The sequence below is a fragment of the Aeromonas sp. JL9 genome (assembly GCF_024436075.1).
GTDB lineage: Bacteria > Pseudomonadota > Gammaproteobacteria > Enterobacterales > Aeromonadaceae > Aeromonas > Aeromonas veronii.
Window position 1 is genome coordinate 1 of record NZ_JANFNV010000035.1, and the last position, 19297, is coordinate 19297.

Here is a 19297-nt window from a genome sequence, read left to right on the forward strand (position 1 = left end):
TGATGATTTTTCGTGTCATGCTGCCTATGTTGGGGTTGGCATCATTCGAATCAACTCGGTTTTGTTAGCGGCTCTAAGAATTGCTCGTTCAGCGCAATCGAATTATCCCGCTGCCTTTGCAGACGCCCCTCCCTCACACTTGAACCATCAACTGAAGGAGACACATCATGCATGCACGTAGCGAACAGATGGCTGACTATATTGCCGATCGTCTCGAGTTCATCACCTTTCTCGCCTGTTGCAGCGCCCTGCTGGCCCTGCTGACCGGCATGAGTGGCCAACAGGCGCTGGCCTTTACCGCCCTGAACCTGCCGTTTGGCCTCGGCATTTTGCTGGCGATGGCGCTGCTGGCCCCCCTGCCCGTCCACTGGCGGCTGCCGGGGATCACCTTGCTGCTGGCAGGGTGCGCCCTGATGACCCTGCAACTGGGGGGACAGTGGCTCAATCCGCTGGCCATCTGGAGCCTCTACGCCCTGCTCGGGCTGGAGATCATCTGGCAAGCGCGCCCCCGCGCCATGCTGGCCACCCGCGCTCGCCAATAATACGGCCGATAAAGGGCGGGCTGTGATGGCTGACGCCAGTGGCAAATTGGGGTACTCTTGCGCCCCGATTTGCTACCACCCTTGGCGTTAACAACCTTCGCCATCACTCCCAGGAGCGCCCCGATGAAAAAAGCCTGTGCCCAGCACATTCTGGTCAAGACCGAAAAACAGTGTCTGGAGATCAAGGAGAAGATCGAGAAGGGAGCCGACTTCGGCCAGATGGCCAAGCGCTTCTCCACCTGCGCTTCTGCAAAACGTAGCGGCGATCTGGGGGAGTTCAATAAAGGGGATATGGTCAAGCCCTTCGACGATGCCGTCTTCAAGGGCGAACTGCTCAAGGTGCTGGGACCGGTGCGCACCAAGTTCGGCTTTCATCTGATCAAAGTGCTCTATCGCAACTAAGTCATCGCAACTGACCATTTTCTCGGTGAAGCTCCCATCAGGCGGGCTTCACCGACCTCTGCATCCCCCCTCGCAAAACTGACCAAAACCACGCCAAACTCTCATCAATTTACTAACGTTATCAGGCAATTAAGTTTATCCTTCTCGGCATTGTCCACATTCGTCGATGGATCCCGTGCTATGCCCCGCTCTTGCTTGTGGCCCCTGCTGGCCTGGTTACTCCCGCTCGCTGGCGCCCTCGGCAGCCGCTTTCATCTCTGGCCCTGGTGGATCGGTTTTGCGATCTGTCTCATCGGAGCCCTTGTTTCCCTGATCTTGCTGGTACGCCTGCCCTGGAGCCGTAACCGCTATGCCAGCGGCCTTGGCGCATTGCCACTGCTGCTGCCGCTGACCTTTGTGGCACAGGCGCTGCGCATGCCGCTGATCAACGATGTGAGCACAGATCCCTACAATCCCCCCCAGCTACGCTGGGCGGCAGAGCTGAGAACAGCGCAGGATCTGTCAATTAATAGCGCCCCGCTGAAAGCAGTTGAGGCAAAACCCGGTCCTCTCTTTACCAGGGCCTCTCCTGCCGAAGTGGTGATTGAAGCCAACGAACTGATGCAGGAGCTGGGTTGGCAGGTACGACCCAGCCCCGACGGTCTGGATGCGGTGGTTACCACCGGCTGGTTCGGCTTTCAGGATGATGTGGCGCTGCGGGTCTTTGCTGGCCCCAAAGAGACCCGCATCGATATGCGATCAGCCTCCCGTCAGGGGCAAAGCGATCTGGGCACCAACCGGGCGCGGATCGAGGATTTCCTGACCCGCCTGAATGAGCGCCTCGGCCAGGCCTACAAACCCAATTTGAAACCGTAAGTGTGAAACGACAAGAAGGTAACTGATGCGCGTTGAGGTCAAACCCGACCGGGAATATGCCTGGTTTATCCGCCCCTTTTTCTGGCTGCAAAAACGCAACTATGGTCAGGTGCTTATTCCGGGCAAATGCTGGGGCCGCTCGCCGCGCCTCTTTGCCGCCGTCGCCACCCTCTACGGCGTCATCAACCGCAAGCGCTCCCCCATCGATCCCGTGCTGCGCTCGCTGGTGACGGTGCGGGTCTCCCAGCTCAACTGGTGTCGTTTTTGCGTCGACATCAACGCCATGACCCTGGTAAAGAGAGCCGGTTCCAGCGAGAAAGTGGAGGCGCTGGCCAACTGGCGCGAAAGCCCCTTGTTCGACGAGCGGGAAAAAGCAGTGCTCGACTACACCGAAGCGATGACCGGACTGGATGGGGTGAGCGATGAGCAGGCAGCCCGCCTCAAACCCTGGTTCGATGACGATGCCATGGTGGAACTGACCGGCCTTATCGCCTTCCAGAACATGTCGGCCAAGTTCAACGCCGCCCTCGATATCGCGCCGCAGGGCTTCTGCCAGCTGCCGGTGCAGCCGGAACGCCCTGCCCAGCCAGACAGCAAGGACGCCTGATGAACCGGACCCGCCTGCTGCTTGCACTGGTGATGGGGAGCCTTATCGGCGCCTTTTTTACCCTCGATCTTGGCCGTTACCTCACTCTGGACGCCTTGCAGACCCAGCAGGCGACAGTGGCGCAATGGGTTGACAGCCACTTTGTCACGGCCAGCCTGCTGTTCGTGCTTATCTATGTGCTGAGCACCGCTCTCTCCCTGCCCGGCGCCAGCCTGCTCACCCTGGGTGGCAGCGCTGTGTTCGGCGTCGCCTGGGGATTGCTGCTGGTCTCCTTTGCCAGCACCATCGGCGCGACCCTGGCCTTTCTCAGCGCCCGCTTCTTGCTGCGCGACTGGGTCACCGCCCGCTTTGGCGACAAGCTGGACACCTTTCAATCCGGCATGGCGAAGGAGGGAGCCTTCTATCTGCTCAGCCTGCGCCTCATTCCCATTTTTCCCTTCTTTCTGGTCAATCTGCTGATGGGGCTCACCTCCATCAGAGTCAGCACCTACTACTGGGTCAGCCAGCTTGGCATGCTGCCCGGCACCTTCGTCTATGTGCTGGCGGGCAGCGAGCTTGGCCAGTTGACCAGCACCGGCAATATCCTCTCTCCCGGCCTGATGGTGGCGCTGACCCTGCTGGGGCTGATGCCCTGGCTGGTCAAGAAAGTGACCGCCAAGATCGCACAGCGGCGTCTGCTCGCCCCCTACCGCAAACCCGCTCGCTATGACTACAACCTGCTGGTGATCGGTGCCGGTGCCGGTGGGCTGGTCACCAGCTATATCGCGGCAGCGGTGAAGGCCAAGGTGGCGCTCATCGAGAAGCACAAGATGGGGGGCGATTGTCTCAACAGCGGCTGTGTCCCCTCCAAGGCGCTGATCCGAAGCGCCCGCTTTGCCGCAGAGCAGCGTAAAGCCGACGAGCTGGGCTTTAGCCCAAGCCACTCTCGCGCCGATTTTGCCGCCGTGATGGAGCGGGTAGCGGAGGTGATCAAGGAGGTCGAGCCCCACGACTCCATCGAACGCTATCAGGGACTTGGAGTGGAGTGCATCCAAGGGGAGGCGCGGCTGGTCTCTCCCTGGGAGGTGGAGGTGAACGGCCAGCGCCTCGCCAGCCGCCATATCGTTATCGCCACTGGCGCCCGACCGTTGGTGCCCAAGCTACCGGGGCTGGATCAGGTGCCTTACCTCACCTCGGATAGCCTCTGGCAGCTGCGCACCCCGCCGCGCCGGCTGCTGGTGCTGGGTGGTGGCCCTATCGGCTGCGAGCTGGCCCAGAGCTTCGCACTGCTCGGTATTCCCGTGACCTTGGTGGAACTCTCGGAGCAACTGCTGCCCCGCGAAGAGAGAGAGGTAGCCGACGCGCTGGCCGGGCAGATGAGCCAAGATGGCGTGCAGCTACTCACCGGCTGGCGCGCCGAGCGAGTCGACTATCTGCTAGCAGCCGAGGGGGAACTCCCCATCCGGCTGCAACTACGCCGGGGCGATGAGACACAGGTGGTGGAAGGGGATCAGCTGCTGCTGGCACTGGGTCGGGTCGCCAACGTCAGCGGCTTCGGGCTCGAAGCGTTGGGGGTCGAGCTTGCCCCCCGCGGCACCATAGCGGTCGATGGCTTTCTTGCCACCAACTTCCCCAGCATACTGGCGGTGGGAGACGTAGCGGGCCCTTACCAGTTCACCCACTTCGCAGCCCATCAGGCCTGGTATGCGGCGGTCAATGCCCTGTTTGGCCAGTTCAAGCGCTTTCGGGCCGACTATCGGGTCATTCCGGCGGCCACCTACACCACGCCGGAGATTGCCCGGGTCGGCCTCAATCGCAAGGAAGCCGACGCGCAGGGGATTCCCTTCGAGGCGACCCGCTTCGAGCTGGCTGAGCTGGACAGAGCCATTGCCGATGGCGAGCGCCACGGTTTTGTCGAGGTGCTGACCATGCCGGGCAAGGATACTATCCTTGGCGCCACCATAGTGGGCACTCACGCCGGTGAACGGATCGCCGAGTTCGTGCTCGCCATGCGTCACCGCCTCGGCCTTGGCAAGATCCTCGGCACCATTCACGCCTATCCCACCCTGATGGAGGGGAACAAATATGTGGCAGGTGAATGGAAACGGGCCCACCAGCCCACCCGGGGGCTGGCTCTGCTGGCCCGTTATCACCGATGGCGCCGTGGCGCCTGACAACCAGAGAAACGTTTATGCTCAAGCCATTCTCACAGCTCAACTCACGCCTCAGATCACGCCCAAACTCTCGGCTCAAACAGTGGCTCAACGCCCTGCTGTGCGCCCTGCCACTGCTGGCCTGCGGCCCGCTGTTGGCGGCCAACCCAGACGATAACTGGCAACGGACCCTTGAGGAGGCGAAGGGGCAGACCGTCTACTTCAACGCCTGGGGCGGCAGCCCGGAGATCAACGCCTATCTGGTGTGGGCCGGGCAGGAGCTGGCGCGCGACTATCAGGTCAAGCTGGTGCAGGTGAAGGTGGATGATATCGCCCAGAGCGTCAGCCAGCTGCTGGCCAACAAGCAGGCGGGCAAGCAAGCTGGCGGGCCCATCGATCTGCTCTGGGTCAACGGCGAGAACTTCAAGGCGCTCAAGGAGCAGGGGCTGCTCGGCGCTCCCTTTACCGCCGAGCTGCCCAACATGGCGCTGGTCGACAGCAGCCTGCCGGTGAGTGAGGACTTCACCCTGCCGGTGGAAGGGCTGGAAGCCCCCTGGGGCATCGGCCAGCTCAATCTGATGGTCGACACCGAAGAGGTCGCCAGAGCGCCCACCTCGGCAGCTGCCCTGCTGGCATGGGCCAAGGCCCATCCCGGCCGCTTCACCTATCCCAAGCCGCCCCAGTTCCATGGCTCCAGTTTTCTCAAGCAGATCCTGCTGGAGTTGACGCCAGACCCCGCCCCCCTCTATCGGGAGGCGACCGAGAACGATTTTGCCCAACTCACCGCCCCGCTCTGGGCCTGGCTCGATGAGCTGCATCCGGCACTCTGGCGCAAGGGCAAGCTGTTCCCCACCAGCGCCGCCGAGACCCGCCAACTGCTCGATGATGGCGAACTGGCCATGGCCATCAGCTTCAACCCGCAGGAGGCGCAAAGCGCCACCCAGATTGGCGCCCTGCCCCCCAGCGTGGAAGCGGTCGCCATGAAAAAAGGGGCGCTCACCAACAGCCATTTTCTCGCCATCCCCTTTAACGCCAGTGCCCGTGCGGGTGCCAAGGTGGTGGCCAACTTCCTGCTGAGCCCGGCGGCGCAGGCGCGAAAAGCCAATCCGGCCTTCTGGGGTGATCCCAGCGTGCTGCGGGCCGATGCCCTGCCTGACTCCGCCAAAGAGCAACCGGCACTGCGCTTCAAAGCGGTGGCCGAGCCTCACCCCAGCTGGCAGCTCAAACTGGAAGCGGCCTGGGCCGAGCGTTACGGTCACTGATGAGTGCCTCTGGTCACCCGCTTTCCCGCTCCCGACCGTGGCGCCGGTTGACACGCCACCCCAGTATGAGTACGGGGATGGCGGTCATTTATCTGGCGATCTTCGTCATCCCCCTGCTGGCGGGGCTGTGGCAACTGCTGGCGGAGGGGATGGCCGCCTCTCATCTCGCCTTGCTGCTGGCCCAACCCGGTCTTTGGCACTCAGCTGCGCTGAGTCTGTGGATTGGCGCCGCCTCAACCCTCGGTAGTCTGCTGTTGACCGCCCTGCTGCTGGCCCACAGCGACAGCCGGGCTTTCGGGCTGCTCCGTCGTCTGCTCTCGCCCATGCTGGCCATGCCCCATGTCGCCTATGCCATCGGTTTTGCCTTTCTGCTCGCCCCCTCCGGCTGGCTGCTGCGGCTCGTCTCGCCAGCTCTGACCGGGTTTGAACTGCCTCCCGATTGGCAGACCATTCGCGACCCTTGGGGGCTCGGGCTGATTGCACTGCTCATTTTCAAGGAGACCCCCTTTTTGCTGCTGATGGCGATGGCCGCACAACAGCCCATCCAGCTGGCACGCCAGCAATGGTTGGGGGCGAGCCTCGGCTTCAGCACCCCCCAGATCTGGTGGCGCCTGCTGCTGCCAGCGCTCTGGCCAGCCCTGCGCCTGCCCATCTACGCGGTGGCCGCCTACGGGGTGGCGGTAGTGGATCTCGCCCAGTTGCTCGGGCCCGATGCCCCCGCCCCGCTGGCGGTGCGGTTGTGGCTCTGGTATCAGGACCCGGATCTGCTCTGGCGCGGCACCACCGCCAGCGGCGCCCTGCTGCTGCTCGCCATCACGGCGCTGCTCATCGCCATGCTCAGATTACTGGAGTGGCTTCATCAAGAGGTGGGCAAAGGCTGCTGGCTCAATGGCAAACGGGCAGCGCCCCAATCCTTTGCCAACCGGCTCGCAGCAGGCTTGGCATTAACCCTGATCATCCTCAATCTGGCGGTGCTGGCGGCCCTGCTGCTCTGGTCGCTGGCGCGCCGCTGGCCCTTTCCCGCCCTCTGGCCCAGCCAGTGGAGCAGTCACTACTGGCGGGATCTGCTGCCAACCCTGCTACCACTGCTGACAACCAGCGCACTGCTGGCGCTGGTGAGCGGCTTGCTGGCACTGATGATGGCGGTGTGTAGTCTGGAGGCACAAGCCGGCCGCCGCCCCTGGCCGCTCTGGCTTATCTGCCTGCCGCTGTTACTGCCGCAAGCGAGCCTGCTGTTTGGTATCCGGCTCGGGCTGGACTGGCTTGCACATGACTCGATAAGCAGCGGCATTGGCTGGGGCTGGGTGCTCTGGAGCCAGCTGCTGTTTGTCTTTCCCTATGTCTATTTGTGCCTGCACGGCCCCTATCGCCAGTTCGATCCACGGATCACCCAAAGCGCTCTGCTGCTGGGGGCCACGCCGTGGCGAGCCTGGTGGCAGGTAAAAGCACCGCTGCTGGCGCGCCCGCTGCTGTTTGCCTTCGGCGTCGGGGCGGCGGTGAGCCTGGCCCAATACCTGCCGACCCTGCTCTTTGGCGCAGGCAGAGTGGTCACCATCACCACCGAAGCGGTGGCCATCGGCAGCGGCCTCAACCGGCGGCTGGCGGGGCTCTACGGCCTGCTGCAACTGCTGCTGCCGCTCGTTATCTATCTGCTGGCGCTCTGGCTGCCGGCGCGGATCAATCCGGCGCTCAAGGGGGCGGCTCACGATGAACTCTGATGATGGAAACAGCCATATGCTGAGCACCACGCCTCTTCGACTTTACCTTGATGAAAATCTGCTGCTTTCGCTGCCCCCCCTGCAGGTGGCCCCCGGCGAGGTATTGACCCTGATGGGGCCGAGCGGCTGTGGTAAAAGCTCCCTGCTGGCGGGGCTCGCCGGGGTACTGCCCGGCGCGCAGACAGATAGCGGCCCGATCCGGCTGGAGGGGGAGGTAAGGCTCGGCGAGCGGCTACTCAACACCTTGCCTGCGCAAGCACGGCGCATCGGCATGCTGTTTCAGGATGACCTGCTGTTCGACCATCTGACGGTGGCGGAGAACCTGATGTTCGGCATGCCTGCGATCATCAAGGAAAAACGTGCGCGGCGGGAAAAGGCGTTGGCCGCATTGGCGCAGGTCGCGCTGGAGGATCATGCTGACAAGCTGCCGCAACTGCTATCGGGGGGTCAGCGGGCGCGGGTCAGCCTGCTGCGGGCGCTGTTGGCGGAACCCGACGCCCTGCTGCTGGACGAGCCCTTCTCCCGCCTCGACAAGCCGCTGCGAGCCGCCTTTCGCGAACTGGTGTTCGCGCAGATCAAAGCGCTGGCCATCCCCGCTATTCTGGTGACCCACGATGCGGAAGACGCACCGGGCACCATACTCCACCTCACCGAATGCCACTGTTAACCGAGGAGTGTTCACCTTGTTTGATCGCCATCTGATCCCCGTGATCCGCAGCCCCCTCACTCAGCTCGCCAAGCCGCTCTGCCGTGCCGGGATCAGTGCCAATCAGGTGAGCCTCACCGGCTTTGCCATCGGCATGCTGGCGCTGCCGCTGCTGGCCTTTGGCTGCTATCCGTGGGCGCTGGCGGCCATCCTGCTCAACCGGCTGCTGGACGGGCTCGATGGCGCCGTGGCGCGGGAAACCGGCATCACCGACTGCGGCGGCTTTCTCGACATCACGCTGGATTTTATCTTCTACGCCGCCGTGGTACTGGGCTTTGCCCTCGCCGCCCCCGCCAATGCACTACCCGCCGCCACCCTGCTGTTTGCCTTTATGGGCACCGGCTCGAGCTTTCTGGCGTTTGCCATCATGGCGGGCAAGCGGGGCATCGACAATCCGGTCTACCACCACAAATCCCTCTACTATCTGGGCGGCCTCACCGAGGGGAGCGAGACCATCGCCCTGTTCGTGCTGATGTGCCTGTGGCCCGCCGCCTTCGCCCCGCTCGCCTACGGCTTTGCCCTGCTCTGCGCCATCACCACCCTGACCCGACTCTGGAGCGGCTACCACACTCTACGTCCCCCCCAGCCCTAAACAGCACAGCCCTCACAGAAGGGCTAATCCATCGCACGATGAATTGGCGGCAAACAAGGCGCACGGAACACTTGCACGGGGATGGCAATGTTTTACCATGACGACACTTTTATCAGTCTCTTTGAGAACCCTATGCGTCGCCTTGCCTCTCTTCTCACTCTGTCATTATTCCCCCTGCTCGGTGGCTGCAGCAGCGCCCCAGCGCCAAAACCCGTGGTCGTCCCCCAGCCCAAGAGCGCCTTTATCAATCAGGCGCCATCGAGCAAACCCGTTTATACACAAGGGGTTAGCAAGGGGGACTTCGCCAATCGCCCCAACGTGGACCGATTCGTCCAGAAAATGGTCGAGAAGCACGGTTTTGACAACGCACAGCTGCATCAGGTGCTGGCACAGGCAGAGCGTTACGACTGGATCATCCGCCTGATGGATGCCCAGGCGCCGACTACAGCCAAGCCCACCGGCCCGACCGGCGCCTGGAACCGCTATCGCGCCAAGTTCATCACCCCGGACAACGTACAGAACGGCGTCAACTTCTGGCGTGAATACGCAAGCGAGCTGAACCGGGCGGAGCAGATCTACGGGGTGCCGCCGGAGATCATCGTCGGCATTATCGGGGTCGAGACCCGCTGGGGCCGGGTGATGGGCAAGACCCGCATTCTGGATGCGCTGGCCACCCTGGCATTTGATTATCCGCGCCGCGCCGAATTCTTCACCAGCGAATTGGAAGCCTTCCTGGTGATGACCCGCGACGAGGGGATCGACCCCACCGAACCCAAGGGCTCCTATGCAGGCGCCATGGGCTACGGCCAGTTTATGCCCTCCAGCTTCCAGCGCTATGCGGTGGACTTTGATGGCAACGGCCACACCAACCTGTGGGATCCGGTGGATGCCATCGGCAGCGTCGCCAACTACTTCAAGGCCCACGGCTGGGAGAAAGGCCAACCGGTGGCGGTGCGCGGTCAGGGCCAACTGCCCGGCTATGAGCATGGCTTCCAGACCCGCTACCCGGTCGCCACCCTGCGCCGTGCGGGGCTGACGCCAACCAGTAGCTTGGGCAACCACAGCGAGTCGAGCCTACTACGCCTCGATGTCGGCACCGGCTACCAATACTGGTACGGTCTGCCCAACTTCTACACCATCACCCGCTACAACCACAGCACCCACTACGCCATGGCGGTATGGCAGTTGGGTCTGGCGGTGAAAGAGGCCAAAGGCGGTTACTGAGTCAGGTACTGATTTGCCAACAAAAACGGGCCTGCTGGCCCGTTTTTGTTATTCGTTTTCCAGCAACCAGCGTTTGAGCAGTGCCGCTAACTGAGCCTGCTCCGCCTCGGTCAGTGGCGCCAACAGGCGACGCTCGTTGGCCACGTGCAGCTCAACCGCTCGGTCGATAAGCGCTTTGCCCGATTCGGTGAGGCAGACCAGCAGGCTGCGCCGATCGCTGGGCGCCGCTTGCCGCTCTATCAGTCCCCGCTCGGCCAGCTTGTCGAGCCGGGCCGTCATGGCACCCGAACTCAACATGGCCGATTGGTAGAGCACTGTCGGCGTCAGTGGCTCACCCGACCGACGCAGGGTCGCCAAAATGTCGAAGTCCGTGCCAAGCAAGCCGCACTCCTTGAGCTCTTCACTCACCTCACGACCGGCAATTGCCGCCATCCGGGCTACCCGACCCAGCACCCCCATAGGAGAACAGTCGAGATCCGGTCGCTGCCGGGCCCACTGAGCCAGCAGCAGGTCTACATGATCTGATTTCATCGCCAACTACTTATCTTTATATCGAGATACTTGATGATAAATCAATTTGGCGCTAATTTATCTTCACTTAAAGATACTTTGTGAAGAGATAAATAATGCCAATGCTGATCGCCTTGCTGGCTCCACTGCTGTGGGGCAGCACCTATGCTGTCGTCAGCCTCTACCTGACTGACTACTCACCCTACTGGGTTGCCGTATGGCGGGCACTGCCTGCTGGGCTGCTCTTGTTACTGTTGCATCCGCGCATGCCGCCTCTGCCCTGGGGCAAGCAGTTCCTGTTGGCGTTTTGCAACATTGCCGCCTTCTTCGCTTTGCTGTTTGTGGCAGCCTTCCGGCTGCCGGGGGCAGTAGCAGGTACACTTGGTGCCACCCTGCCGCTGGTGCTGATGCTACTGGCCTGGTTGCAAGATGGCACACGACCGAGCCTGAAATGGCTACTGCTGGGATTGATGGGGTTGGCTGGGGTATTACTGTTGCTCAACCCCTCTGCCAATCTGGATCCTGTCGGAGTTGCATGCGCCATGCTGGCCACAGTGCTGATCGGCCAATCCAGCCGCTGGATGCGCCACTGGCCGGTAAACGATCTGCTGGCGCTGACCGCCTGGCAATTGCTGCTTGGGGGCTTGATGCTGATCCCGCTCGCCTGGTGGCTAGCTGGCCCAATGCCGTTACCGGATCCGGCCAGTGCGCCGGGATTGCTCTGGTTGATCCTGCTCAACACCGCGCTGGGCTACTGGGCCTGGTTGTGGGGATTAAAGCACCACGGCCCAGAGGTGATGGGCATGCTGGCCCTCACCAATCCCATGATGGCTGTGTCGCTTGGGGTATTGATGGTGGGTGAAACCCTGGATGTCAGCCAGTGGATCGGCATCGGGGTGATCCTGCTCTCCCTGTTCCTGATGAAGCTGCCAGCACGCCCCTTCTTCAAACGTTGGCAAGCCCGCCGAGCGAGTACAGGGATCTGTAACGAGGCGTAAACACCAGACCACCTCAACCCGCGCATAAACAAGAGGAGCCATTGCGGCTCCTCTTTTTAGCCAGCGGTCAGTGACTTGAAGGTGGCTTATACACCTGCCTTGGCCAGTGCCGCGGAGACGATCTGCTGGGCTTCCTGCTGGATAAGGTCGAGGTGCGCGTCGCCCTTGAAACTCTCCATGTAGATCTTGTAGATGGACTCGGTGCCGGAGGGGCGCGCCGCGAACCAGCCGTTCTCGGTCACTACCTTGAGACCGCCGATGGCGGCATCGTTGCCCGGCGCCTTGGTCAGCTTGGCGATGATGGGCTCACCCGCCAGTGTTGAGGCTTCTACCAGTGCAGGATCCAGCTTGGAGAGCACCGCTTTCTGGGCGCTGTTGGCCGGGGCGTCGATACGGCGATAGCTGGAGCGGCCAAACTTGGCTTCCAGTGCATCGTAGTGAGCCTGCGGATCCTTGCCGGTCACCGCCAGAATTTCTGCCGCCAGCAGCGCCAGAATGAAGCCATCCTTGTCGGTGGTCCAGACGGTGCCATCTTTGCGCAGGAAGGAGGCGCCCGCGCTCTCCTCGCCGCCAAAGCCAAACTCGCCGCTGTAGAGGCCATCCACGAACCACTTGAAGCCGACCGGCACCTCTTTGAGGGTGCGGCCAATCTCGCCGGCAACCCGGTCGATCATGGAGGAAGAGACCAGCGTCTTGCCAACGGCTGCATTGGCAGACCAGCCGGTGCGATGGGTAAACAGATACTGGATTGCCACCGCCAGATAGTGGTTCGGGTTCATCAGGCCGGACTTGGTGACGATGCCGTGACGGTCGTAGTCAGGGTCGTTGCCAAGGGCAATGTCGAACTTGTCTTTGAGAGCAATCAGGCTGGCCATGGCGAACGGGCTGGAGCAGTCCATCCGGATCTTGCCGTCTTTATCCAGGGTCATGAAGGAGAAGGTCGGGTCGACCTTGTAGTTCACCACCTCGATGTTCAGGCCATAGGTCTTGGCGATGACGTCCCAGTAGGCGACGCCGGAGCCGCCCAGCGGATCGACACCGATCTTGATGCCTGCGTTCTTGATGGCGTCCATGTCCAGCACGTTCTTCAGATCATCCACATAGGGGGTGACATAGTCGTGCTCGACCACGAACGGGCTTTTGAGCGCCTCGGCGAACGGCATCCGTTTCACGCCAGCCAGACCCGCTTCCAGAATAGCGTTGGCACGATCTTCTACCCACTTGGTGATCTCCCCTTCGGCAGGGCCTCCATGGGGCGGGTTGTATTTGAAACCACCATCTTCCGGCGGGTTGTGGGACGGCGTGATCACCACGCCGTCGGCGCGCGCTGCAGGCTTGCTGGCCCCTTCTTTGCCAGAGTTGTAGCGCAGGATGGCGTGAGAGATGACAGGGGTCGGGGTAAAGCCGAGGCCAGCCTGAATGCGGGTTTCAACACCGTTGGCGGCCAGCACTTCGACGGCGCTGGCAAAGGCGGATTCGGACAGGGCGTGAGTATCCATGCCGACAAACAGCGGGCCCGTGATGCCTGCCTGCTGGCGATACTCCACCAGTGCCTGGGTCACCGCCAGAATATGGGATTCGGTAAAGGCGCTGTGCAGGGCGCTGCCGCGGTGGCCGGAGGTACCGAAGGCAACTCGCTGCTCGGGGCGGCTCATGTCCGGCTTGTTGAGGTAGTAGGCGCTGACCAGACGGGGGATGTTGGTCAGATCGCTTAAACGGGCCGGTTGACCGGCGTGGGAATGCTGAGCCATGGCGTTTTCCTTGCGTAATGGCGGCCTTGCCGGGCAAGGCCTGAGTCTTGAAGAATCGTTAAATTGCGCCACACACCTGTGCGATCACCTCTTCGCCATAGCCCATGCTGGCCATCAGCTGGGCCACCATATTCTGCTTGCGGCTGGTGTTGGTGTTGGTGATCACCCAGAACGGGGTCTCCGGTACCGGCTTGGGCTTGGTGGTGCTGCCACTGGCGCGCAGAGCCTCGGGATCCCGCGAGAAATAGACGCGCTTGCGCCCCTTGATTTCGGTGGCCTGGGTAAAGCCTTCCGGGTTATCCCGGTAGAGGGTACTCAGCACCAGCATAAAGCGGTTGATGGACTTCTCTTCCTTTTGCAGCTCACCGGAATCGAGCAGGGCTTGCAGCCCTTGTTGGGTGGCTACCGCACTGGGCTGCGCGACGGCAACGGGCTCGGCAACCGGCACACCTTGGTGGGCAGGCTGTTCCAGCAGACGGCGCAGGATATCGGAGGCACTCTCACCAATGTGCCGGGTCTGGCTGGCGATATAGAAGTAGAGATCGTCATCAAGCTCGATGGTTTTCATAGGGATGCGCTGGACTCGTCGAAATTCGGATGCGGCGATTATACATAGGCAAACCCGACAGCCCAAGCAAGGGGCTGGCAGATGTACATGAATCTCATCGAGAATACGGCATAATAGCGGGCCAAGTGTGTGATCAGCCGCACTGATAGCCGATCCGGACGGGATTTTTTAGAAAAAAAACCACATAAAATCCCAATCCATTGGACGAAATCCTTTTCTTTCCAGTGCGTTAAATAAAACAGCGATACGCACCCACGACCGACAAGGTGTCATTTTGCAACAAAACAGCATATTGAACTTCAAGGAGCAGGGTCAGGGCCCGGCGGTCATTCTGATCCACGGCCTGTTTGGCAGCCTCGATAACCTCGGCCTGCTGGCCCGTGCCCTCTGCGAACAGTACCGGGTCATCAGCGTCGATCTGCGCAACCACGGCGCCTCCTTTCATAGCAGCGAGATGAGCTATCCGGCGCAAGCGGCCGACATTCTCGCGCTGATGGATAACCTTGAGCTTGATCAGGCGGCGATAGTAGGCCACTCGATGGGGGGCAAGGTAGGGATGCAGGTCACCAAGCTGGCGCCAGCGCGGGTAAGCCGTCTGGTCGTCGCCGACATGGCGCCGGTCGCCTATCCCCACTCCCGCCACCAGAATGTGTTCGCCGGACTCAACGCCACACTGCGCACGCCGCCGCAAAGCCGCAGTGAAGCGGAAGCCATGCTGGCGCAGCACATCGAGATCGCCGGGGTGCGCCAGTTCCTGCTCAAATCCTTCGCCAGAGGCGAGCATGGCTGGGGTTGGCGCTTCAATGTGCCCGCCCTTGAGCAAAACTACGCCAACATCATGGACTGGCCAGACGATGAACGCCGCTTCGAAGGGCCTGTGCTCTTTATCAAAGGCGGGGATTCTGACTATATGCAGCCCCAATACAGCGAGACGGCACTGGCCCAATTCCCGGCGGCAAAGGTGCGTGTCATCGCGGGTACCGGCCACTGGCTGCATGCGGAAAAACCGGCTCTGTTCAACAAATTGGTTGTGGATTTCCTGTCGACAGGCGGTTAACAGTTTCAAATCCTTTGTGATATAGTGCGCCCGTCATAAGGAGTGTGCGCAATCCATGCTAAGTGAACATATCGACCTGATCGAAAGTTTGGGCCTCAAGTTATTCTTTGTGGCCATTTTCATATTGATTGGCCTGGCCATTCAGGACGTGCTCAAGCGCGGCAACGTGCCCCGTTTCGGTCGTTTTATCGTCTGGTTGGTACTGTTTCTGGGTTGTGCGGGTTTTGTCGCCAAGGGGCTGATCGAACTGGGCTGGGAAGGCTCAGGACTCGGCTAACTTATTTTCATCTGTGATGTATGGCCAAACAGCAAACTGATCGAACAACACTGGATCTGTTCGCAAATGAGAAGCGCCCCGGCAGGCCAAAGACCAATCCACTCCCCCGCGAGACCCAGCTCAAGATCAACAAGCGTAACCAGCTTAAGCGCGATCGGGAAAATGGGCTGAAGCGGGTAGAGTTAAAGGTGGAGGCCGAGTTGCTGGAGCGCCTGAACCAACTTGCGTTACAACAGAACATCAGCCGAGCCGAGCTGATCCAATCTATCCTGAAACAACAGATTGAGTCCGCCTTTGCGGTGGACATTGCAGTCTGAGCGTTGAGCATTAACACCAAATACGGGTAACTAAACACTATGGCAAGTGTAGGTCTGTTTTTTGGCAGCGATACCGGTAACACCGAAGCTGTCGCCAAGATGATCCAGAAAGAGCTGGGCAAAAACCTGATTGAAGTCCGTGACATCGCCAAGAGCAGCAAGGCCGACATCGAGAGCTTTGATCTGCTGATGTTCGGCATCCCGACTTGGTACTACGGCGAAGCCCAGGCCGACTGGGACGACTTCTTCCCCGATCTGGGCGAAATCGACTTCACCAACAAGCTGGTCGCCATCTTCGGTTGCGGTGATCAGGAAGACTACTCCGAGTACTTCCTCGACGCCATGGGCACCCTGCGTGACATCGTTGAAGCCAAAGGCGCCATCATCATCGGTCACTGGCCAACTGCCGGCTACGAGTTCGAAGCCTCCAAGGCACTGGTCGATGACAAGCACTTTGTCGGTCTGGGTATCGATGAAGATCGCCAGCCGGAGCTGACCGCCGAGCGCGTCAAGGGCTGGTGCAAGCAGCTGCACGAAGAGATGTGCTTGGGCGAGCTGGAGTAATCTCCTCCCCCTGCTTGAAGCAACAAGGGCCCGTCGGGGCCCTTGTTGTATCTGCTTGCTGCGATGCTTGCCTTTATTCTCTCTTGTTATTCACCTCTGTGCTCCGGTTTGGCTCGCACATAGAGGGTGCGCTTGACCTGCGCCACCAGCTCGCCACTCTTGTCCTGCACCGTCACCTCGAATTCGGGGAAGTGTTTGTTGCCACCTTCAGTCGCCGCCACGATTTCGGCCAGCTTGCCCTCGGTCAGGTTGAACTCGGCCACCAGCTTGCCCTTGCCCGGCTTGATATAGTTGATGCTGCCCGCCTTGTCCCAGACGTAGTAGCGATTCTTGAAGTAGCCCATCAGCATCAGTGGATAGATGGGGTCTGTCATGGCAAACATACTGCCGCCAAACTGGGTGCGGTTGGCATTCTTGTTCCACCAGCGGGATTTCAGGGTCACCCGGCAGTAGCGAAAGTCATCGCTCAGGGTCTCTATCTTGATACCGGCGCCCCAGAAGGGAGGCCAGGCGTTGAGTGCGCTGCGCACCCAGGCCGCATTGTCAAAAAGCCAATCCATGGATCTCATCCGACCAGAAATATGAAAGTTACATCTTATCAACATCTGCCATGCCAGCAAGTCGGACGACACGATTGATTATTTCAATCCAACCGGCCATTTATGGCTAAACCCCTTGAATTGCTGGGTTTATTTTTAGGGAGGCTACGACCTATAATGACAGGCCAAGCGAGTTCAAGGTTGCCATTCCTGCGGCAGTCCATCAGAATAACCCCACCTTCGAGAATGCGAATAAGTAGAATATGGCAGACAACAACCAAGCGTTAAAAAAGGCCGGGCTCAAGATCACCTTGCCCCGGGTCAAAATCCTGGAAATCCTGCAACAGCCGGACTGCCAGCACACCAGCGCCGAAGATCTCTATAAACGACTGATCGACCTGGGTGAAGAGATTGGTCTCGCTACCGTCTATCGCGTTCTCAACCAGTTTGATGATGCCGGTATCGTTACCCGTCACCACTTCGAAGGTGGCAAGTCGGTATTCGAGCTGGCCACTCAGGAGCACCACGACCACCTGGTTTGCCTCGACTGCGGCAAGGTGATCGAGTTCTCCGACGAAGTGATCGAACAGCGTCAGCGCGAGATCGCCAAGAAATTCAATATCCGTCTCACCAACCACAGCCTCTACCTCTACGGTCACTGTGCAACAGGTGAGTGCAAGCACGACGAATAAGTCGCCCGCGACTTGCAGATAACGGACAATAAAAAAGCCAGCATCAGCTGGCTTTTTTATTGTCCGGCGCAGGCCGCTGGCAGCACACAGGGCAGGGTCTCCCCTGCCCCATCGGCTTAGCCTTCTACCTTGCCCCAGGAGTCGCGCAGGGCAACGGTGCGGTTAAACACCAGATGCTCCGGGCTGGAGAGCTTGTTGTCGGCGCAGAAGTAACCTTCACGCTCGAACTGGTAAGCCTGCTCCGGCTTGGCGTTCTTCAGGGATGCCTCAACACGGGCCCCCTCGATGATCACCAGAGATTCCGGGTTCAGCGCTGCTTCGAAGTCATCCTCGGCGCCCGGGTTCGGCACCTTGAACAGACGATCGTAGAGACGCACTTCGGCTGGCAGGGAGTGAGTGGCGCTGACCCAGTGGATCACCCCTTTCACCTTGCGGCCATCGGCCGGATCCTTGCCCAGGGTCTCGGGGTCGTAGGAGCAGTAGATGCAGGTGACCTTGCCATCGGCATCTTTCTCGATGCGCTCGGCCTTGATCACATAGGCATTGCGCAGACGCACTTCCTTGCCCAGCACCAGACGCTTGAACTGCTTGTTCGCCTCTTCTTTGAAGTCCGCTTCATCAATGAAGATCTCGCGGGTGAAGTTCAACTCGCGGGTACCCATCTCGGCATTGCTCGGGTGGGCCGGGGCAGTCAGCACTTCGTCGGCAGCCAGGTTCTCGATGACCACTTTCACCGGATGCAGCACGGCCATGGCGCGCGGTGCATGCTCGTTGAGGTCTTCGCGGATGCAGGCTTCCAACATGCTCATCTCGACGATGTTGTCCTGCTTGGTCACACCGATGCGCTTGCAGAACTCGCGGATGGAGGCCGGGGTGTAACCACGACGACGCAGACCGGAGACGGTCAGCATGCGCGGGTCATCCCAACCATCGACGTGCTTCTCGGTCACCAGCAGGTTCAGCTTGCGCTTGGACATGACGGTGTATTCGAGGTTCAGACGAGAGAACTCGTACTGACGGGGGTGGCAATCGATGGTGATGTTGTCCAGCACCCAGTCATACAGACGACGGTTGTCCTGGAACTCCAGGGTGCAGATGGAGTGGGTGATCCCTTCCAGCGCGTCCGAGATGCAGTGGGTGAAGTCATACATCGGGTAGATGCACCACTTGTCACCGGTCTGGTGATGGTGGGCAAACTTGATGCGGTAGATAACCGGATCACGCATCACCATGAAGGGGGATGCCATGTCGATCTTGGCGCGCAGGCAGGCGGTGCCTTCGGCGAACTCGCCATTCTTCATCTTGGCAAACAGCGCCAGGTTCTCTTCCACGCTGCGATCGCGGAACGGGCTATTCTTGCCAGCTTCAGTCAGGGTGCCACGGTACTCGCGCATCTGCTCGGGCGTCAGCTCGTCCACATAGGCCAGACCCTTTTCAATCAGCTCGATGGCGTAGCCGTGCAGCTTGTCGAAATAGTCGGAGGAGTAGCAGATCTCGCCGTTCCACTGGAAGCCGAGCCACTGTACGTCCTGCTTGATGGACTCTACGTACTCGATATCTTCCTTCACCGGGTTGGTGTCATCGAAACGCAGGTTGCACTGGCCCTGATAGTCGCGGGCGATGCCGAAGTTCAGGCAGATGGATTTGGCGTGGCCGATATGGAGATAACCGTTCGGCTCGGGCGGAAAACGGGTATGCACGCTGCTGTGCTTACCGCTGGCCAGATCTTCATCAATGATCTGACGAATAAAGTTAGTTGGGCTGTTCGCCTGACTCATGGCTCACCTCAAAAAAGCGTCACTGGCGGAAGTTGTGCCGGCTGGCACCCTCATCCCCCCGCCGTCAAGCCGGGTATGATCCCTTATTACGGGCGCTGTCTCAACCTGAATTTGGCACTTCCGGGCCATTTCCCGGCCATTGCGCCGCTAAAAACGGCGTGGCTTGCCACATTGCACACCAAATGCATAAAAAAGCCCCGCACTGG

General features: G+C 60.5%; 21 protein-coding genes. 16 read left to right on the forward strand and 5 right to left on the reverse strand.

Features of this window, described 5'->3' with window-relative positions:
- Window positions 1–167 precede the first annotated feature (167 nt).
- From NOM06_RS18265 to mltB, 10 genes are all read left to right on the forward strand, one after another.
- Window positions 168–542: a hypothetical protein gene (locus tag NOM06_RS18265; RefSeq protein ID WP_255912655.1), complete on the forward strand. Its 375-nt coding sequence runs from the start codon at window positions 168–170 to the stop codon at window positions 540–542.
- Window positions 543–665: 123 nt separating this feature from the next.
- Window positions 666–944, forward strand: coding sequence for a peptidylprolyl isomerase (locus tag NOM06_RS18270; RefSeq protein WP_005334269.1), 279 nt, complete (start codon window positions 666–668; stop codon window positions 942–944).
- A 180-nt stretch (window positions 945–1124) separates the two neighbouring features.
- On the forward strand, window positions 1125–1799 hold the full coding sequence (locus NOM06_RS18275) for a DUF1499 domain-containing protein (RefSeq protein WP_255912656.1): 675 nt from the start codon (window positions 1125–1127) through the stop codon (window positions 1797–1799).
- A gap of 25 nt (window positions 1800–1824) precedes the next feature.
- On the forward strand, window positions 1825–2406 hold the full coding sequence (locus NOM06_RS18280) for a carboxymuconolactone decarboxylase family protein (protein ID WP_021231092.1): 582 nt from the start codon (window positions 1825–1827) through the stop codon (window positions 2404–2406).
- A complete protein-coding gene (locus NOM06_RS18285; RefSeq protein ID WP_255912657.1) occupies window positions 2406–4559 on the forward strand; it encodes an FAD-dependent oxidoreductase in 2154 nt (717 codons plus the stop codon). The genes NOM06_RS18280 and NOM06_RS18285 overlap by 1 nt, the downstream gene beginning before the upstream one ends.
- A gap of 17 nt (window positions 4560–4576) precedes the next feature.
- Window positions 4577–5800: an ABC transporter substrate-binding protein gene (locus NOM06_RS18290; RefSeq protein ID WP_255912658.1), complete on the forward strand. Its 1224-nt coding sequence runs from the start codon at window positions 4577–4579 to the stop codon at window positions 5798–5800.
- A gap of 77 nt (window positions 5801–5877) precedes the next feature.
- Window positions 5878–7518 (forward strand): ABC transporter permease, encoded by a 1641-nt coding sequence (locus tag NOM06_RS18295; RefSeq protein ID WP_255912659.1) that lies wholly within the window; start codon window positions 5878–5880, stop codon window positions 7516–7518.
- A gap of 16 nt (window positions 7519–7534) precedes the next feature.
- On the forward strand, window positions 7535–8185 hold the full coding sequence (locus NOM06_RS18300; protein ID WP_255912660.1) for an ATP-binding cassette domain-containing protein: 651 nt from the start codon (window positions 7535–7537) through the stop codon (window positions 8183–8185).
- A 16-nt stretch (window positions 8186–8201) separates the two neighbouring features.
- The gene (locus NOM06_RS18305) at window positions 8202–8816 is read left to right on the forward strand and encodes a CDP-alcohol phosphatidyltransferase family protein (RefSeq protein WP_108542448.1); all 615 of its coding nucleotides are present in this window, start codon (window positions 8202–8204) and stop codon (window positions 8814–8816) included.
- Window positions 8817–8948: 132 nt separating this feature from the next.
- The gene (gene mltB / locus NOM06_RS18310) at window positions 8949–10040 is read left to right on the forward strand and encodes a lytic murein transglycosylase B (RefSeq protein ID WP_255912661.1); all 1092 of its coding nucleotides are present in this window, start codon (window positions 8949–8951) and stop codon (window positions 10038–10040) included.
- Window positions 10041–10088: 48 nt separating this feature from the next.
- Here mltB and NOM06_RS18315 read toward each other — a convergent pair whose 3' ends face one another.
- Window positions 10089–10571 carry a MarR family winged helix-turn-helix transcriptional regulator gene (locus tag NOM06_RS18315; RefSeq protein WP_216963609.1) on the reverse strand — a complete coding sequence of 161 codons (483 nt, stop codon included), beginning with the start codon at window positions 10569–10571 and terminating at the stop codon, window positions 10089–10091.
- Between the two features lie 95 nt (window positions 10572–10666).
- On the opposite strand from NOM06_RS18315, the gene NOM06_RS18320 reads away from it, so the two are divergent.
- The gene (locus NOM06_RS18320) at window positions 10667–11548 is read left to right on the forward strand and encodes a DMT family transporter (RefSeq protein ID WP_127006826.1); all 882 of its coding nucleotides are present in this window, start codon (window positions 10667–10669) and stop codon (window positions 11546–11548) included.
- An 86-nt stretch (window positions 11549–11634) separates the two neighbouring features.
- On the opposite strand, the gene pgm is transcribed toward NOM06_RS18320, so the two are convergent.
- Both pgm and seqA read right to left on the reverse strand, forming a co-directional pair.
- Window positions 11635–13299 (reverse strand): phosphoglucomutase (alpha-D-glucose-1,6-bisphosphate-dependent), encoded by a 1665-nt coding sequence (pgm, locus tag NOM06_RS18325; protein WP_255912662.1) that lies wholly within the window; start codon window positions 13297–13299, stop codon window positions 11635–11637.
- A 58-nt stretch (window positions 13300–13357) separates the two neighbouring features.
- A complete protein-coding gene (gene seqA, locus NOM06_RS18330) occupies window positions 13358–13867 on the reverse strand; it encodes a replication initiation negative regulator SeqA (RefSeq protein WP_255912663.1) in 510 nt (169 codons plus the stop codon).
- Window positions 13868–14159: 292 nt separating this feature from the next.
- Between seqA and NOM06_RS18335 the strand changes: the two genes are divergently transcribed.
- From NOM06_RS18335 to fldA, 4 genes are read left to right on the forward strand one after another with little or no spacing between them, the layout of a single operon-like run.
- A complete protein-coding gene (locus NOM06_RS18335) occupies window positions 14160–14924 on the forward strand; it encodes an alpha/beta fold hydrolase (RefSeq protein ID WP_255912683.1) in 765 nt (254 codons plus the stop codon).
- 55 nt (window positions 14925–14979) lie between these two features.
- The gene (locus NOM06_RS18340) at window positions 14980–15201 is read left to right on the forward strand and encodes a DUF2788 domain-containing protein (RefSeq protein WP_005334296.1); all 222 of its coding nucleotides are present in this window, start codon (window positions 14980–14982) and stop codon (window positions 15199–15201) included.
- Window positions 15202–15221: 20 nt separating this feature from the next.
- Window positions 15222–15518 (forward strand): LexA regulated protein, encoded by a 297-nt coding sequence (ybfE, locus tag NOM06_RS18345; protein ID WP_005334297.1) that lies wholly within the window; start codon window positions 15222–15224, stop codon window positions 15516–15518.
- A gap of 39 nt (window positions 15519–15557) precedes the next feature.
- Entirely contained in the window at window positions 15558–16082 is a 525-nt protein-coding gene (fldA, locus tag NOM06_RS18350) for a flavodoxin FldA (RefSeq protein ID WP_005334298.1), read from the forward strand.
- 86 nt (window positions 16083–16168) lie between these two features.
- Here the strand turns inward: fldA and NOM06_RS18355 are convergent, their stop codons facing one another.
- Window positions 16169–16642, reverse strand: a complete 474-nt coding sequence (locus NOM06_RS18355; protein WP_255912665.1) for a DUF4442 domain-containing protein — start codon at window positions 16640–16642, stop codon at window positions 16169–16171.
- Window positions 16643–16884: 242 nt separating this feature from the next.
- On the opposite strand from NOM06_RS18355, the gene fur reads away from it, so the two are divergent.
- Window positions 16885–17313: a ferric iron uptake transcriptional regulator gene (gene fur, locus NOM06_RS18360; protein ID WP_005334301.1), complete on the forward strand. Its 429-nt coding sequence runs from the start codon at window positions 16885–16887 to the stop codon at window positions 17311–17313.
- 116 nt (window positions 17314–17429) lie between these two features.
- On the opposite strand, the gene glnS is transcribed toward fur, so the two are convergent.
- Window positions 17430–19091 (reverse strand): glutamine--tRNA ligase, encoded by a 1662-nt coding sequence (gene glnS / locus NOM06_RS18365; RefSeq protein ID WP_005334302.1) that lies wholly within the window; start codon window positions 19089–19091, stop codon window positions 17430–17432.
- Between the last annotated feature and the right edge of the window lie 206 nt (window positions 19092–19297).

What these genes read in the sequence shown, in the direction of transcription:
- pgm (WP_255912662.1), bottom strand. Translation starts at nt 13,299, where the DNA reads ATGGCTCAGCATTCCCACGCCGGTCAACCGGCCCGTTTAAGCGATCTG.
- NOM06_RS18265 (WP_255912655.1), top strand. Translation starts at nt 168, where the DNA reads ATGCATGCACGTAGCGAACAGATGGCTGACTATATTGCCGATCGTCTC.
- NOM06_RS18275 (WP_255912656.1), top strand. Translation starts at nt 1,125, where the DNA reads ATGCCCCGCTCTTGCTTGTGGCCCCTGCTGGCCTGGTTACTCCCGCTC.
- NOM06_RS18340 (WP_005334296.1), top strand. Translation starts at nt 14,980, where the DNA reads ATGCTAAGTGAACATATCGACCTGATCGAAAGTTTGGGCCTCAAGTTA.
- mltB (WP_255912661.1), top strand. Translation starts at nt 8,949, where the DNA reads ATGCGTCGCCTTGCCTCTCTTCTCACTCTGTCATTATTCCCCCTGCTC.
- seqA (WP_255912663.1), bottom strand. Translation starts at nt 13,867, where the DNA reads ATGAAAACCATCGAGCTTGATGACGATCTCTACTTCTATATCGCCAGC.
- NOM06_RS18270 (WP_005334269.1), top strand. Translation starts at nt 666, where the DNA reads ATGAAAAAAGCCTGTGCCCAGCACATTCTGGTCAAGACCGAAAAACAG.
- fur (WP_005334301.1), top strand. Translation starts at nt 16,885, where the DNA reads ATGGCAGACAACAACCAAGCGTTAAAAAAGGCCGGGCTCAAGATCACC.
- NOM06_RS18285 (WP_255912657.1), top strand. Translation starts at nt 2,406, where the DNA reads ATGAACCGGACCCGCCTGCTGCTTGCACTGGTGATGGGGAGCCTTATC.
- NOM06_RS18320 (WP_127006826.1), top strand. Translation starts at nt 10,667, where the DNA reads ATGCCAATGCTGATCGCCTTGCTGGCTCCACTGCTGTGGGGCAGCACC.
- NOM06_RS18280 (WP_021231092.1), top strand. Translation starts at nt 1,825, where the DNA reads ATGCGCGTTGAGGTCAAACCCGACCGGGAATATGCCTGGTTTATCCGC.
- NOM06_RS18295 (WP_255912659.1), top strand. Translation starts at nt 5,878, where the DNA reads ATGGCGGTCATTTATCTGGCGATCTTCGTCATCCCCCTGCTGGCGGGG.
- ybfE (WP_005334297.1), top strand. Translation starts at nt 15,222, where the DNA reads ATGGCCAAACAGCAAACTGATCGAACAACACTGGATCTGTTCGCAAAT.
- NOM06_RS18300 (WP_255912660.1), top strand. Translation starts at nt 7,535, where the DNA reads ATGCTGAGCACCACGCCTCTTCGACTTTACCTTGATGAAAATCTGCTG.
- glnS (WP_005334302.1), bottom strand. Translation starts at nt 19,091, where the DNA reads ATGAGTCAGGCGAACAGCCCAACTAACTTTATTCGTCAGATCATTGAT.
- NOM06_RS18315 (WP_216963609.1), bottom strand. Translation starts at nt 10,571, where the DNA reads ATGAAATCAGATCATGTAGACCTGCTGCTGGCTCAGTGGGCCCGGCAG.
- NOM06_RS18355 (WP_255912665.1), bottom strand. Translation starts at nt 16,642, where the DNA reads ATGGATTGGCTTTTTGACAATGCGGCCTGGGTGCGCAGCGCACTCAAC.
- fldA (WP_005334298.1), top strand. Translation starts at nt 15,558, where the DNA reads ATGGCAAGTGTAGGTCTGTTTTTTGGCAGCGATACCGGTAACACCGAA.
- NOM06_RS18290 (WP_255912658.1), top strand. Translation starts at nt 4,577, where the DNA reads ATGCTCAAGCCATTCTCACAGCTCAACTCACGCCTCAGATCACGCCCA.